This is a genomic window from Rhodoglobus sp. G.S.23 (assembly GCF_056675935.1).
Genome location: NZ_CM155237.1, coordinates 466,253 through 479,893 on the forward strand (window position 1 = coordinate 466,253; position 13,641 = coordinate 479,893).

Sequence of the window (13,641 nt, forward strand, 5' to 3'; positions counted from 1 at the left end):
AACTTGCCGAGACCCGTCTCGGAAAGGGTCTGCGCTTCGTCGCTGAAGCCGGATCGCGCGCAATAGAACAGACAACGGTGTCCCATTGAAAGGAAACACAGTGAAGAAGAGAAAAATCGGTACGCTGCTCGCCGCAGCGACTGTGCTTGTGCTTGGACTCTCAGCGTGCTCGGCGGCAGGCGACGGATCGACGGGCGGCGGTGACGCCGGACTAATCGGTGTTGCAATGCCAACCAAGTCATCCGAACGCTGGATCGCTGACGGCAACGCACTCAAGGAGACCCTCGAGGCTGAGGGCTTCACCGTCGACCTGCAGTACGCAGAAGACGACATCCCCACTCAGGTTTCACAGGTCGAAAACATGATCACCAAGGGAGCAACAGCTCTGATCATTGCTGCGATCGACGGCACCACGTTGACGAACGTTCTTCAGCAGGCCGCGGATAGTGAGATCCCGGTTATCGCTTATGACCGTTTGATTCGTGATTCTGAAAATGTGAACTACTACGCCACGTTCGACAACTTCCTTGTTGGGCAGCAGCAGGCAAACACCCTGCTCAATGGTCTCGGCCTTGCTGAACTCGATGGAACGCCCATCGATGGTGCACCGACCGGACCGTTCAACATCGAACTGTTCGCTGGTTCGCCTGATGACAACAACGCAACCTTCTTCTTCAACGGTGCAATGGATGTTCTCCAGCCGCTGATCGACGATGGAACCCTCGTTGTCAAGAGTGGCCAGGTTGACTTCAACTCCGTCGCAACACTGCGCTGGGATGGCGAAGTCGCTCAGAGCCGTTTGGAAGACATCCTGACGGCAAACTACTCCGATGGCAGCAAGGTTAACGCCCTGCTTTCACCGTATGACGGACTCTCACGCGGAATGATCTCTGCACTCACCGACGCTGGCTACACGGTCGGCGACGAATGGCCCATCATTTCGGGTCAGGATGCTGAAGTTGACTCCGTCAAGGCCATCCTCTCGGGCGAGCAGTACTCGACCATCTTCAAGGACACCCGCGAACTCGCGAAGGTTGCCGCCAAGATGGCGATCGCTGTTCTTGGGGGAGATGAGCCAGAGATCAACGACACCACCACGTACGACAACGGCAAGAAGGTTGTTCCGTCGTACCTCCTCCAGCCTCTCGAGGTTGTCAAGGAGAACGTTGAATCCACGCTCGTTGACTCGGGCTACTGGACCGCAGAGGAGCTCGGCCTCTAACGAGAGCCGAATTCCACAGTGATTCTGCTGGTGGCGAGGGTCGTGTCCTTCGCCACCAGCATCACTCGTACAACGCTCAATCAGAACCCTCGACAAGGAAGCCGAAGCCAGTGAGCACCAACATCTTGGAAATGCGTTCCATTACGAAGTCCTTTCCCGGCGTCAAAGCGCTGCAAGACGTCACCCTCGAAGTGGCGCGCGGCGAAGTGCACGCGATCTGCGGTGAGAATGGCGCAGGCAAGTCCACTCTGATGAAGGTCCTCTCCGGCGTGTACGGGCATGGAACCTATACCGGCGACATCGCTTTCGAGGATGAGGTTGTCGAGTTCAGAGACATCCGTGACTCCGAAGCCAAAGGCATCGTCATCATCCACCAGGAGTTGGCGCTGAGTCCGTATCTCTCGATAGCCGAAAACATCTTCCTCAACAATGAGGTTCGTGGTTTTGGTGGTCTCATCGACTGGAACAAGACCAACAGCGAAGCCGCAAAACTGCTCGCGCGGGTCGGACTCAGTGAGAGCCCCACTACCCGCGTGCTCGACATTGGTGTTGGTAAACAGCAACTCGTCGAGATCGCGAAAGCACTCTCCAAACGGGTAAAGCTCCTCATTCTCGACGAGCCAACCGCAGCACTCAACGACGAAGACTCCGCCCACTTGCTCGATCTGATCGTGCACCTCAAAGGCCAAGGCATTACGTCGATCATCATCAGCCACAAGCTCAACGAGATTAAGCAGATCGCCGACACCGTCACGATCATCCGCGATGGCAAAGCGATCGAGACCATCCCCAAACAGGATGTCAGCGAAGAACGCATCATCAAAGACATGGTGGGGCGTGACCTCGAGCACCGTTACCCCGATCACACTCCGCACATCGGAGAAGAAGTGTTGCGGGTCGAAAACTGGACTGCTCATCATCCGCAAGATTCGACTCGCGTCATCGTCGACAACATCAACCTGAACGTCAAGAAAGGCGAAATCGTTGGTATCGCCGGACTCATGGGCGCGGGGCGTACCGAGTTCGCGATGAGCCTCTTCGGGCGAACCTACGGGTCGCGCATCACGGGCAAAGTATTCAAATACGGCAAAGAGATTCAGACCCGCACTGTCGCCGAGGCAATTGAAAACGGCATTGCTTACGCCACTGAAGATCGCAAAACTTACGGCCTCAATCTCATCGAAGACATTAAGCGCAACATCTCGATGGCCTCGCTAGGCAAGCTTTCCCGCTTCGGACTCGTCGATGACAACGAAGAGTTCAAGATCGCCAATGAGTACAGAACATCCATGAACATCAAGTCGCCGACAGTGCTGGCGCACGCGGGAAAACTCTCCGGCGGTAACCAACAAAAAGTTGTGCTGTCGAAGTGGATTCAGGCCGACCCCGACGTTCTGATTCTGGATGAACCAACTCGAGGTATTGACGTCGGCGCAAAGTACGAGATCTACACGATTATTAACAAGCTCGCAGCGCAGGGCAAAGGCATCATCGTGATCTCGTCGGAGCTGCCCGAGTTGCTCGGCATCTGCGACCGCATCTACGCGATTTCCGAGGGGCGCATCACGGGCGAAGTGCCCATCGCCGAAGCGACCCCCGAGTCGGTTCTCAAGCTCATGACCATGGAGGCGCCCCACTAAGGGCGCCCGGCATCCACTCTTCCTTCACACTCACAAGGAGCACAGCGAAATGACTAACAACGACACTCACGCGGTGACGAAGCAAGGGACGCTGACGTCTCGGGCGGCCACTGCCTTCAGCCACGTGCTGGCCGACCTCGGCAAAAACGGTATCTTCATCGCGCTTGTTGCGGTGATTGTGCTCTTCGCCTTCCTCACGGATGGGATTTTGCTGCGACCGCAAAACATCTCCAACCTGATCGTGCAGAACGGTTACATTCTCATTCTTGCGATCGGTATGGTCATGGTGATCGTCGCCGGCCACATCGACCTCTCCGTCGGATCGGTAGCAGCCTTCGTCGGAGCGATCTCCGGTGTCTTCGCCGTCAATATGGCGCTGCCCTGGTACATCGCGATCTTCCTCTCGCTGCTCGTAGGTGCACTCGTAGGCGCCTGGCAGGGATTCTGGATTGCGTATGTCGGCATCCCGGCGTTCATCGTGACACTCGCGGGAATGCTGATCTTCCGCGGACTCGCGCTCGTGGTGCTCGGCAACGCCAACATTGGCTCATTCCCGGAGGAATATCGTGCCCTCGGAAACGGGTTCCTCACCGATGTCTTTGGTGAATTCCCCGTTGACCCGCTCACGATGGGGCTCGCCTTCATCGCCGTTGTTGCGTTTATCGTGCAGCAGTTTCGTACCCGCCACGGCCGCCAAAGCTACGGTCAAGAAGTTGAACCGCTCGTCTGGTTCATCGGCAAGATGGTGCTTGTCGCGGTTGGTGTTGGCTTCTTCGCCTACGCGCTAGCCACCTTCAAGGGTGTGCCAATCACGCTCATCGTGCTCGCCGTACTCGTCATGTTCTACGGCATCCTGACCAACCGCAGTGTCTTCGGCCGCCACATTTATGCAATCGGTGGCAACCGTCACGCCGCAGAACTCAGCGGTGTCAAGACGCGCAAGGTCGACTTCTACATCTTCGTTCACATGGGAGTTCTTGCGGCGCTTGCCGGACTCGTCTTCACTGCCCGACTCAACCTGGCAGGGCCGAAGGCCGGTGACGGTTTCGAGCTAGAAGCGATCTCGGCGGCCTTCATCGGTGGAGCCGCGGTGCGTGGTGGAGTCGGAACCATTGGTGGCGCGATCATCGGAGGACTGATCATCGGTGTCCTCAACAACGGAATGTCGATCCTCGGGATCGGCATCGAATGGCAGCAAGCCGTCAAGGGATTCGTGCTCTTGCTCGCCGTCGCCTTCGACGTCTTCAACAAGCGTCGCGCCAGCGGTCGCTCGGACTAGTAGGCGAGGATGCGCACAATTAGGCTGTGAGGGGAGGGGGTCGACCGCGCTGGTCGGCCCCTTCTCTGTGATGGTCGGTGCTAACGTGGCAGCCACCGTCGAAGGGAATTTCCCGTGTCAAAGAAGACCTATTCTCCGGAGCAGCAAGTCGACCGGCTGCGCGTCTATAACGTTGTGGCGGGCAGCCTGCACCTGCTGCAGGCGATCGGCTTCGCGATCGTTCTCACCATGCTCGGCAGTCAAGTTCTGTTCGCCGTTACGGCCGACTACTTAGCGGGCCCTCCCGGAGTGCCAATTCCTCCTGAGCGAGTGACCGTCTTTGAGGTAACTATCGGAATCGGCGTCGTGGTGTTCCTCGCATTGAGCGCGTTCTTCCACTTTCTGATTTCGAGTCCCTGGTTCTTCGCCCGTTACAAGAACGGCCTTTTGGAAAGCCGAAACTATTTCCGCTGGACGGAGTACTCGCTCACTCCTCGATCATGATCTGGCTGATTCTTGCGATCAACGGGGTAACCGATATCGCGGCACTATTCGCGGTCTTCGCGGTCAACGCCGCAATGATTCTCTTTGGAGCGCTTCAAGAGAAGTACGAGAAGCCTGGATCGGGTGGAATGCTGCCCTTTATCTTTGGGTCGATGGTTGGCATTGTGCCGTGGATTCTCATCCTCATCTACTTCCTGCGGCCGGGTAGCGCGAGCGAAGTGGCGGCCCCCAGCTTTGTCGTCGGCATCGTGATCTCCCTCTTCGTGTTCTTCAATACTTTTGCGATAAACCAGTGGCTGCAATACAAGCAAGTCGGTAATTGGAAGAGCTATTTGCAGGGCGAGCGAACCTACATCACTCTCAGCTTGGTCGCGAAGACAGCGCTGGCGTGGCAGGTCTTCTCTGGCGCCATCATTCCCGCGCTGACGGATTGATGAGCTGATCCTGATCAATAGGAAGGCCCCGCAGCTAATGCTGCGGGGCCTTCCTATTTCACGCTGGTGGGCGTGGTGTGCCGTTCGGGTCGGCAGTCGCGAAACGGTTAGAGGCGAACGATCGCCTTGCCGGTGTTTGCGCCATTCATCATGCCGTTGAAAGCGTCGAGCGCGTTGTCGATGCCATCGGTGATGGTCTCGTCGTAGGCGATCTTGCCTTCGGAGAGCCATCCCTGCATTGCCGCACCGAACTCGGGCGCGAGGTGGAAGTAGCTGCCCATGGTGAAGCCCTTGATGGTCAAACCACGGGTTACGATGTTTGCACTGTTCTTGATGCCCTCATCCTTGCCGTTGATCAAGGACATGACGCCGCAGACTGCCACGCGGCCGCCGTCCTTGAACGCGCCGAGTGCTGCCGAGAGGTGCTCGCCACCCACGTTGTCGAAGTAGACATCGATGCCGTCGGGTGCTGCAGCATCCAGCTGGCCAGCAACGTCGCCATTCTTGTAGTTGAAAGCGGCGTCGTAGCCGTACTTGCTCGTGAGGAGGGCAACCTTCTCGTCGGTGCCAGCTGAGCCGACAACGCGTGCTGCGCCGAGGAGGCGGGCGATCTGGCCAACCATGGTGCCGACTCCACCCGCTGCGCCAGAAACGAAGACGGTGTCGCCTTCCTTGATGTGCGCGATCTGGGTAAGGCCGGTCCAGGCGGTGATTCCCGTGATGCCGAGAACGCTGAGGAACAGTGAGGGCGAGATGCCGGGGACGTCGGGGAGCGCCGTGAACTGGCCAGCAGGGGCCTGCGCGATGTCGCGCCAGCCGAGCTGGTGCTGAACAAGAGTGCCAACAGGCAGCGATGCGTCGTTCGATTCGATGACTTCACCAACGGCTGCGCCGCCCATGGTCTCGCCGAGGTTGAAGGGAGCAACGTACGAGCGGCCTTCGTTCATGCGACCACGCATGTAGGGGTCGACGGAGAGGAAGGTGTTGCGTACGCGAACGTCGCCGTCAGCGAGCTCGGGGAGCTCAATCTCAACCTTGACGACGTTCTCGGTGGTGGGCTCACCGGTGGGGCGTGAAGCGAGCTGCCATTGGATGCTGGTGTTCGTGGTGCTGGACATACTCATGTAATGCTCCTTGAGTTTCTAAAGGGGAAAAGCACGAAAAGTGGGTGCGTCGCTAGGACTTGTCGGCGACGATGCGCTCGGCAACAGCGACGGATGATGCCGGGTTCTGGCCGGTGTAGAGCTCTCCGTCGACAACAACATAGGAAGCGAAAGGCTCTGGAGCCTTCGAGTAGTCAGCACCGAGCTCAACGAGACGAGTTTCGACGAGCCACTTTGCCTTATCGGCGAGGCCACCGATCTCTTCTTCAGTGTTGGCGAAGCCGGTCATCTTGCGCCCCTTGAGAACCCAGTCACCGGTCTTCTTGTCGGTGGCGGCGAGCAGAGCGGCGGGGGCGTGGCAGAGCACACCGAGAGTGGTGTTGGACTTCACTGCCTCCACGATGAGCTGACCGGAGTTGTCGTCGACGGCGAGGTCTTCCATGGGGCCGTGGCCACCTGGATAGAAGATGACGTCGTAGTCACCGGCATTGACGGCATCTAGGCGGAGGGGGTTATGCAAAACGTTCTGCAGGTCAGCGATGCGTGCTTCGAAGTCAGCGACGCGCTCGGCGGAACCTGCGCCACCCTCGCTGAGGCTGACGGCGTCAAAAGTGGGGGCCTTGCCTGCGGGGCTCGCAACCTGAACCTTCCAGCCGGCTTCGCTAAAGATGCGGTACGGCTCAAGGAATTCTTCGGCCCACACACCCGTGGGGTGTTCAGTGCCGTCGGCGAGGGTCCAGTGTGAGGCGGCCGAGAGAACCATTAGTACGTTTGTCATGACAACTCCTTACGAACTTATTGGCTGCTTACCAAACCAATTGGTTCGACACTATGTCGACGTGTAGGCTAAGTCAAACCAACCGGTTCGATTAGGAGGTGTTTGGTGGTTTCGACAGAAATGCCGCGTGATCAACTCCGTGGCCGCGAAACAAGACAACGCGTAATTGAGGCAGCAGCTGCCGAATTTGCGGAGTACGGTGTCGCTGGCGCGCGTATCAACCGCATCGCGGAGACAGCGAAAGCAAGCAAAGAACGAATCTATGCTTGGTTTGGCGACAAAGATGCACTGTTTGACCACGTCATGCAGACCGGTCTCGACCGGCTAGCCCATGCTGTGCCGATCGATGCTGACCTCATTGAATATGCAGTGCGACTGCACAACTATTTCGTCAATGAACCCGATGCTGAGCGCGTCGCAATGTGGGCGTGGTTACATGACGCAGCACACCTTGGGTCATTCTCGGAAGGCCGGGTCGAGGGCTACCGTCACAAACTGGAAGTCATTCGCGATGCCCAAGAGCGCGGCATCGTTGACCCATCTTGGAAACCAGAAGAGTTGCTTGCACTGCTGCTCGCGGTCGCGAGCAATTGGGAACGCTCGCCAGCCGAACTTCGCTCCCTTGGCTGCGCGGAGTTTGCAGAAAGCGAGAAAGCACGGTGCGATTCCGTTCGTGAAGCCGCCCGCCGTCTCATAGAGCCGCGGAGCTGACTATTCGGGTGGTCGCGCTGTGCTCGACCGAACGACGAGTTCATAGTCGATCGGAGTGTTCTCGGGAATTTCAGGATGCTTGCCTGGCGCCAAAAGGTTCATCAGAATCTCAACGGCATGTTCGCCCTGAGCTTGAGGGGATTGCGAGACCGTGGTGAGCCCAAAGAACTCTGAAAGTTCATGACCGTCGATTCCCATGATGGAAATATCTCGAGGCACGGTTAGGCCGAGATCCCTCGCGGCCAGGATGCACCCAATGGCCATCTCGTCGGAAGAGGCAAAGATCGCCGTTGGGCGGTGCAGCGGATTGCCGAGAAGCTGTTTTGCTGCGTGATAGCCGCCCTGAATGGTGAAATCGGCGGTCGCAAAGAACTCTGGCCGCGGTTCAATTCCGGCCTCACGCAAGGCTGTTTCGTAGCCGTGGCGACGATTTGTCGGAATGTGGAACTCGAGATCGTAGTCTTCGGAGCCACCGATGTGGGCGATTTTTGTATGGCCGAGCGCCAAGAGGTGGCCGGTGGCAAGAGCCGACACAGCGTCATCATCCAACGTCAGGGTGCGCACACCGTCAATGGGGCCACCCACACCAACGGCAGGCTTGCCGAACGCATGCAAGCGCTCCACTTCAGCTGGTGAAAGCTTCAGCGAAACAGTAATAATCCCGTCGATCCGTTTGCGTTGCAAAAACACATCGAACACTGTCTCGCGTTCGGCGACACTGCCGGAGAGGTTGTACAGGGTCACGTCATAACCGTGGCGCATCAGCGCTTGCTGAGCACCTTCCACCACAGAAGTGAAGAACCAGCGAGTCAGATACGGCACCATGAGGCCAACATTCTTGGTGCGACCTGAAGCCAAGCTCGACGCGGTTGACGAGACGACATAGTCGAGAGCGGCCGCGGCCTCCTCGACCTTCAGTCGAGCGGCTGCCGATACTGGACCATTCCCGCTGAGCGCTCGCGAGACTGTGGCTGTTGATACGCCGGCGCGCTGGGCAACGTCTTCGATGCTAGCCATCAGTTGCCCTTCGTTGGATTCTGACGAAAATGGATGCCGCTCCACCGCGGCCACGCCGTTGATGATTCTATCGACCGGCATCCATAAGCGGGAATTCGGCACCGTGCTGGTCTCGGCACCGTGCTGGTCTCGAGACCGTGCGGGTCTAGGCCCGCAACCACACCGTTGTATCTGCTGGCAGCTCCGAGTCACCAATGGGGCCGCTCGAAAGCAACACCTCGCCGGCTGGGAGTGTTACGGCGGAGTCTCCCGTGTTGGCATACACGAGCACGTCGCCATTGCGTAAACCAAGCACTGTTTCGGCGCCCGTCTCAAGCCATTCGAGTTCACCCGTTCCCAGCTCATGGGCGCGGCGGAGTGCGAGGGCGTGGCGATACAGAGAGAGCGTTGACGTGCTGTCATCGCCCTGCGCATCGCGGGCGAGAGGTGCCCAGTCGGCGGGTTGCGGCAACCACGCGGCATCCGAGGGTCCGAAGCCGAATGCGGGGGAGTCGGCTTCCCAGGGAATCGGAACCCGGCAGCCGTCACGGCCATAGCGTTCACCGTCGGTGCGGAACCAGGTGGGGTCTTCGCGGGCCTCATCGGGCAAGTCGATCACTTCGGGCAGCCCGAGTTCTTCGCCCTGATAAAGGTAGGCACTACCGGGAAGGGCAAGCATGAGCGCCGAGGCGGCGCGAGCGCGACGAAGGCCAAGCTCGGGGATGGGGAGACCTGCCGACTTGGGCCCAATACCGTGCCCCTGGGGGTTTTCGGCTGTTAAGGCGAGACGTGAAGCGTGACGCACAACGTCGTGGTTGGAGAGCACCCACGTGCTTGGTGCTTCGACTGCGCTGAACGCGCTAATCGAAGCGTCGATGACGGCGCGCAAGGGTGCGGCGGCCCATGGCGTCTCGAGGTAAGGAAAGTTGAAAGCCTGGTGCATTTCGTCTGGGCGCACCCACTTGGCCATGTCCGTCAACGGATCAACCCACGCTTCGGCGGCAAGAATTCGTTCGCCGTCGTAGCTGTTCAGGATTTCACGCCACTCGCGGTAAATCTCGTGAACGCCATCTTGAGCCCAGAAGGGTGATCGGGATGCGGCGAGTGCTTCAGCGGCACCGGTTTCCGTGTCGGAAGGGCTGGCGTCAATCGCGTTCGCGCCGCCCATACTTCCGCCGGCCACTGGAGGAGTCCAGTCGGGTAGGCCCTCGGCTTTGATCATGCCGTGGGCGACGTCGACCCGGAATCCGTCAACGCCACGGTCGAGCCAGAAACGAAGTATGTCTTCGAACTGGCGGCGAACCCAGGGGTTGCTCCAGTCAAAATCGGGCTGGGTGGTATCGAACAGGTGCAAGTACCACTGGCCGGGGGTTCCATCGGGGTTGGTGACGCGCGTCCAAGCACGACCGCCAAAGACGGACTCCCAGTTGTTCGGGGGTAGTTCGCCATTCTCGCCGCGACCGTCGCGGAACATATAACGGGCACGCTCGTCGCTGCCAGGCGCTGCGGCGAGTGCTTCTTGGAACCAGCGGTGGTCGCTAGAAGAGTGGTTCGGTACGAGGTCGACAATCACGCGTAGGCCGAGTTCGTGGGCCCGCGCCGTCATTGAGTCGAAGTCCTCAAGCGTGCCGAATAGCGGGTCGACATCGCAATAATCGGCAACGTCGTAACCGGCGTCCCTCTGGGGCGAGGTGTAAAACGGCGAAAGCCAGATGGCGTCCACGCCGAGTTCCGTGAGGGAGGTCAGGCGGTCGCGGATGCCAAGCAGGTCACCCATTCCGTCGCCGTTGGAGTCGGCGAACGAGCGTGGATAGATCTGATAAATCACTGCGGAACGCCACCACTCGGTGCCGGGAAGAACGGATGTCATAGCCGTCACACTACCGCTTTCCTCGGCCAAATCTAAGCGCTTCCACATCGTTGTGTCCTTATCTCCCTACGAAAACCGTGAAATTTTACGAAGAGGTGCTTGCTGAAAAGTGTCTATAAGAGGTATACATGGAAGCGCTTGCAGTTTGCAATGCTTTCACTGACGAAAGGCACCACCAATGAGGGTGAACAACAAAGGACTGTGGGCCGTAGGCGCGCTCACAGTTACTGCATCGCTGGCACTCACCGGATGCACAGCAGCATCCGATTCAGCAGATAACGGCTCTGGCAACGGTGGCTCGCTCACCGTGTGGGTCGACGCCGACCGCGCCGCCGTGCTCAAAGACGCCGCAGCAGACTTCACCGCCGAGACTGGCGTAGAGGTCAAGCTCGTCCAAAAAGAATTTGGTGACATTCGTGACCAGTTCATCGCCCAAGCCCCAACAGGTAAGGGCCCCGACATCGTGATCGGCGCCCACGACTGGCTGGGAACCTTCGTGACAAACGGTGTCGTTGCTCCCGTTGAACTCGGCGACAAAGCGGATGCCTTCCAAGACGTCGCCATCACCGCAATGAGCTACGAAGGCCAGGTCTACGGCGTTCCTTACTCGATCGAAAACATCGCTCTCGTGCGCAACACGGCCCTCGCGCCAAGCACCCCGGCGACCTTCGACGAGATGGTCACCATGGGCAATGCGGCGGGAACTGAGTACCCGTTCTTGGTCGGACTCGACCCCGAAGCGGCAGACCCGTACCACCTGTACCCGTTCCAGACCTCGTTCGGTGCGCCCGTATTCGGCACCGCCGGTGATGGAAGCTACGACGCCGACGCTCTCGAAATTGGCAACGCTGGTGGCGAGAAGTTCGCTGCGTGGCTCGCTGCTCAGGGTGCCGCAGGGGTTCTCAACACGAACATCACGGGCGACCTCGCCAAGGAGAAGTTCATCGCTGGAGAAGCACCCTTCTACCTGACCGGACCGTGGAACGTACCCGCAGCTGTCGAAGCAGGCATCGATGTTGCGATCGACCCGATCCCCTCAGCTGGTGGTGAAGCCGCACAGCCATTCGTGGGTGTGCAGGGCTTCTTCGTGAGCTCCAAGAGCGAGAATGCTCTCGCTGCCAACGAATTCATCGTGAACTACATGGGTAGCGAAGATGTGCAGACCGCCCTGTTCGAAGTTGGCGGCCGCGCACCAGCGCTCACAGCATCCTTCGAAGCAGCAAGCGCCGACCCGATCGTTGCCGGATTCGGTGCCGTTGGGGAGAACGCAGTGCCCATGCCCTCGATCCCCGCAATGGGAGCCGTCTGGGAGTTCTGGGGAGTGACCGAAGCCGCCATCATCAACGGTGGTGACGCAACTTCGCTCTGGCAGAAGATGTCGGGCGACATTCAGACAGCTATCGCCGGATAGCTCACGGTGGCCGTCCGCCTGCAAGCGGGCGGCCACTTCCTTCCCTGCACTTCCTTCCCCACGTTCTGAATGAACCGCACGCCTTCAATGGAGAATCCCCGTGACGACACCCCCTGAGACTGATCCCGGCCCCATCCGGCAGTCGGCCCGCGCTAAGCGCGCTACCAGAATTGCGGATGCCGCCTCCGGTGGCTGGAAAATTGTCGCCATCAAGATCCTGGGTCTCGGTGTCGTGGACGCGATCGCGATTTACGCGCTGTTTGTGCTCGTGCGCAGTGAATCATGGCTCGTGGCTGGACTCGTCGTTGCGGTCACGCTGCTCGTCAACTGGATCTACTTCTCCCGCGGCAAGCTCCCCGCCAAGTACCTCGCGCCGGGCCTGATCTTTCTCGCCATTTTTCAAATCTTTGTGCTGCTCTACTCGGGCTACATCGCTTTCACGAACTACGGAACCGGCCACAATTCTACGAAAGCGGATGCCGTCAATTCGCTACTGCTGTCATCGCAGAACCGCGTTGAGGATTCGCCAAACTACCGTCTGACGGTGCTCGAGCAGCTCGGGGAGATTTCCTTTCTTGTCACCGAGCCCGACGGCAGCGTAAGTATTGGTGGCGAAGAACGTCCGCTAAAAGAGGTGAACAACGCGCGGCTCGAGGGCGGGGTTGCCGTAGGCCTCGATGGCTACACGAGTCTCGGCTTTCACGACATCCTCGGCCGCCAAAGCGCCATCGCGGCCATCAGCGTTCCCCTCACTGACGACCCCAATGACGGCATGCTGCGCACCCCCGACGGCTCAAGCGCCTTCCTCTACACCTCGTCTCTCGACTATGACGAAGCCGCCGGCACGATGAGGGACAAAAACACGGGCATCACCTATTCCGATATCGGCACCGGTGCCTTCACCTCCGATTCCGGTCAAGAGCTGCTGCCGGGATGGAAAATCGAGGTGGGGCTCGACAACTTTGTTCGTGCGTTCACTGAGGAATCCATCCGTGGTCCGCTGATTAGTGTGACTGTATGGACCTTCGCGTTCGCGTTCCTCTCGGTGTTCACGACCTTCGCGCTCGGCCTGTTCTTGGCGATCGTGTTCAACGACAAGCGGATGAAGAGCCGCAAGTATTACCGGATCATCATGATCTTGCCCTACGCCTTCCCTGGCTTCTTGTCTGCACTGGTGTGGGCCGGAATGATGAATCAGGAGTTCGGCTTCATCAATACGGTGCTGTTGGGTGGGGCCGAAGTGCCGTGGCTCACGAACGAGTGGTTGGCCAAGGGCTCGGTGCTGTTTGTGAACCTATGGCTCGGCTTTCCCTACATGTTCTTAGTCACGACCGGTGCTCTGCAGGCAATCCCGGAAGAGCTCACCGAAGCCGCGACCGTTGACGGTGCAAAACCGTGGGCGATCTTCAGATTCGTGAAGTTGCCCCTGTTGCTGGTCTCGGTCGCCCCGCTGTTGATCTCGTCGTTCGCGTTCAACTTCAACAACTTCAACCTCATCTACATGCTCACCAACGGCGGGCCGCGCGATGTCTCCGCCGGGGTGAATGTTGGTGCAACCGACATCCTGATTTCGATGGTCTACAAGGTTGCCTTCGTGGGAGCCAACCGCGATTACGGCCTCGCGAGCGCGTTCGCAATCATCATTTTCATTCTGGTCGCGGGCATCGCAATCATCAGTTTCCGTCGCACGAAGTCGCTTGAGGAGTTGAACTGA

At 58.9% G+C, this 13,641-nt stretch carries 10 protein-coding genes and 1 pseudogene; 7 read left to right on the plus strand and 4 right to left on the minus strand.

What is annotated here, in order from left to right:
• Positions 1-100: 100 nt before the first annotated feature.
• From chvE to heR, 4 genes and pseudogenes are all read left to right on the plus strand, one after another.
• Positions 101-1,222: a multiple monosaccharide ABC transporter substrate-binding protein gene (gene chvE, locus AC1ENN_RS02280; protein WP_480406595.1), complete on the plus strand. Its 1,122-nt coding sequence runs from the start codon at positions 101-103 to the stop codon at positions 1,220-1,222.
• A gap of 110 nt (positions 1,223-1,332) precedes the next feature.
• Entirely contained in the window at positions 1,333-2,862 is a 1,530-nt protein-coding gene (gene mmsA / locus AC1ENN_RS02285; RefSeq protein ID WP_480406596.1) for a multiple monosaccharide ABC transporter ATP-binding protein, read from the plus strand.
• A 49-nt stretch (positions 2,863-2,911) separates the two neighbouring features.
• Positions 2,912-4,141 carry a multiple monosaccharide ABC transporter permease gene (gene mmsB, locus AC1ENN_RS02290; protein ID WP_449648424.1) on the plus strand — a complete coding sequence of 410 codons (1,230 nt, stop codon included), beginning with the start codon at positions 2,912-2,914 and terminating at the stop codon, positions 4,139-4,141.
• 174 nt (positions 4,142-4,315) lie between these two features.
• A pseudogene (gene heR / locus AC1ENN_RS02295) lies at positions 4,316-5,058 on the plus strand (heliorhodopsin HeR).
• A gap of 107 nt (positions 5,059-5,165) precedes the next feature.
• On the opposite strand, the gene AC1ENN_RS02300 reads toward heR, so the two are convergent.
• Together AC1ENN_RS02300 and AC1ENN_RS02305 are read right to left on the minus strand one after the other, a co-directional pair.
• Positions 5,166-6,176 (minus strand): NADP-dependent oxidoreductase, encoded by a 1,011-nt coding sequence (locus AC1ENN_RS02300; RefSeq protein ID WP_480406923.1) that lies wholly within the window; start codon positions 6,174-6,176, stop codon positions 5,166-5,168.
• Positions 6,177-6,234: 58 nt separating this feature from the next.
• On the minus strand, positions 6,235-6,939 hold the full coding sequence (locus AC1ENN_RS02305) for a type 1 glutamine amidotransferase domain-containing protein (protein ID WP_449648421.1): 705 nt from the start codon (positions 6,937-6,939) through the stop codon (positions 6,235-6,237).
• A gap of 105 nt (positions 6,940-7,044) precedes the next feature.
• Between AC1ENN_RS02305 and AC1ENN_RS02310 the strand changes: the two genes are divergently transcribed.
• The gene (locus AC1ENN_RS02310) at positions 7,045-7,650 is read left to right on the plus strand and encodes a TetR/AcrR family transcriptional regulator (RefSeq protein ID WP_480406597.1); all 606 of its coding nucleotides are present in this window, start codon (positions 7,045-7,047) and stop codon (positions 7,648-7,650) included.
• Here AC1ENN_RS02310 and AC1ENN_RS02315 read toward each other — a convergent pair whose 3' ends face one another.
• Positions 7,651-8,667, minus strand: coding sequence for a LacI family DNA-binding transcriptional regulator (locus AC1ENN_RS02315; protein ID WP_480406598.1), 1,017 nt, complete (start codon positions 8,665-8,667; stop codon positions 7,651-7,653).
• A 145-nt stretch (positions 8,668-8,812) separates the two neighbouring features.
• Positions 8,813-10,516 carry a glycoside hydrolase family 13 protein gene (locus tag AC1ENN_RS02320; protein WP_480391659.1) on the minus strand — a complete coding sequence of 568 codons (1,704 nt, stop codon included), beginning with the start codon at positions 10,514-10,516 and terminating at the stop codon, positions 8,813-8,815.
• 178 nt (positions 10,517-10,694) lie between these two features.
• Here AC1ENN_RS02320 and AC1ENN_RS02325 point away from each other — a divergent pair, with 178 nt between their 5' ends.
• A complete protein-coding gene (locus tag AC1ENN_RS02325) occupies positions 10,695-11,927 on the plus strand; it encodes a sugar ABC transporter substrate-binding protein (RefSeq protein WP_449648417.1) in 1,233 nt (410 codons plus the stop codon).
• 100 nt (positions 11,928-12,027) lie between these two features.
• Positions 12,028-13,641 (plus strand): ABC transporter permease subunit, encoded by a 1,614-nt coding sequence (locus tag AC1ENN_RS02330; protein WP_480391660.1) that lies wholly within the window; start codon positions 12,028-12,030, stop codon positions 13,639-13,641.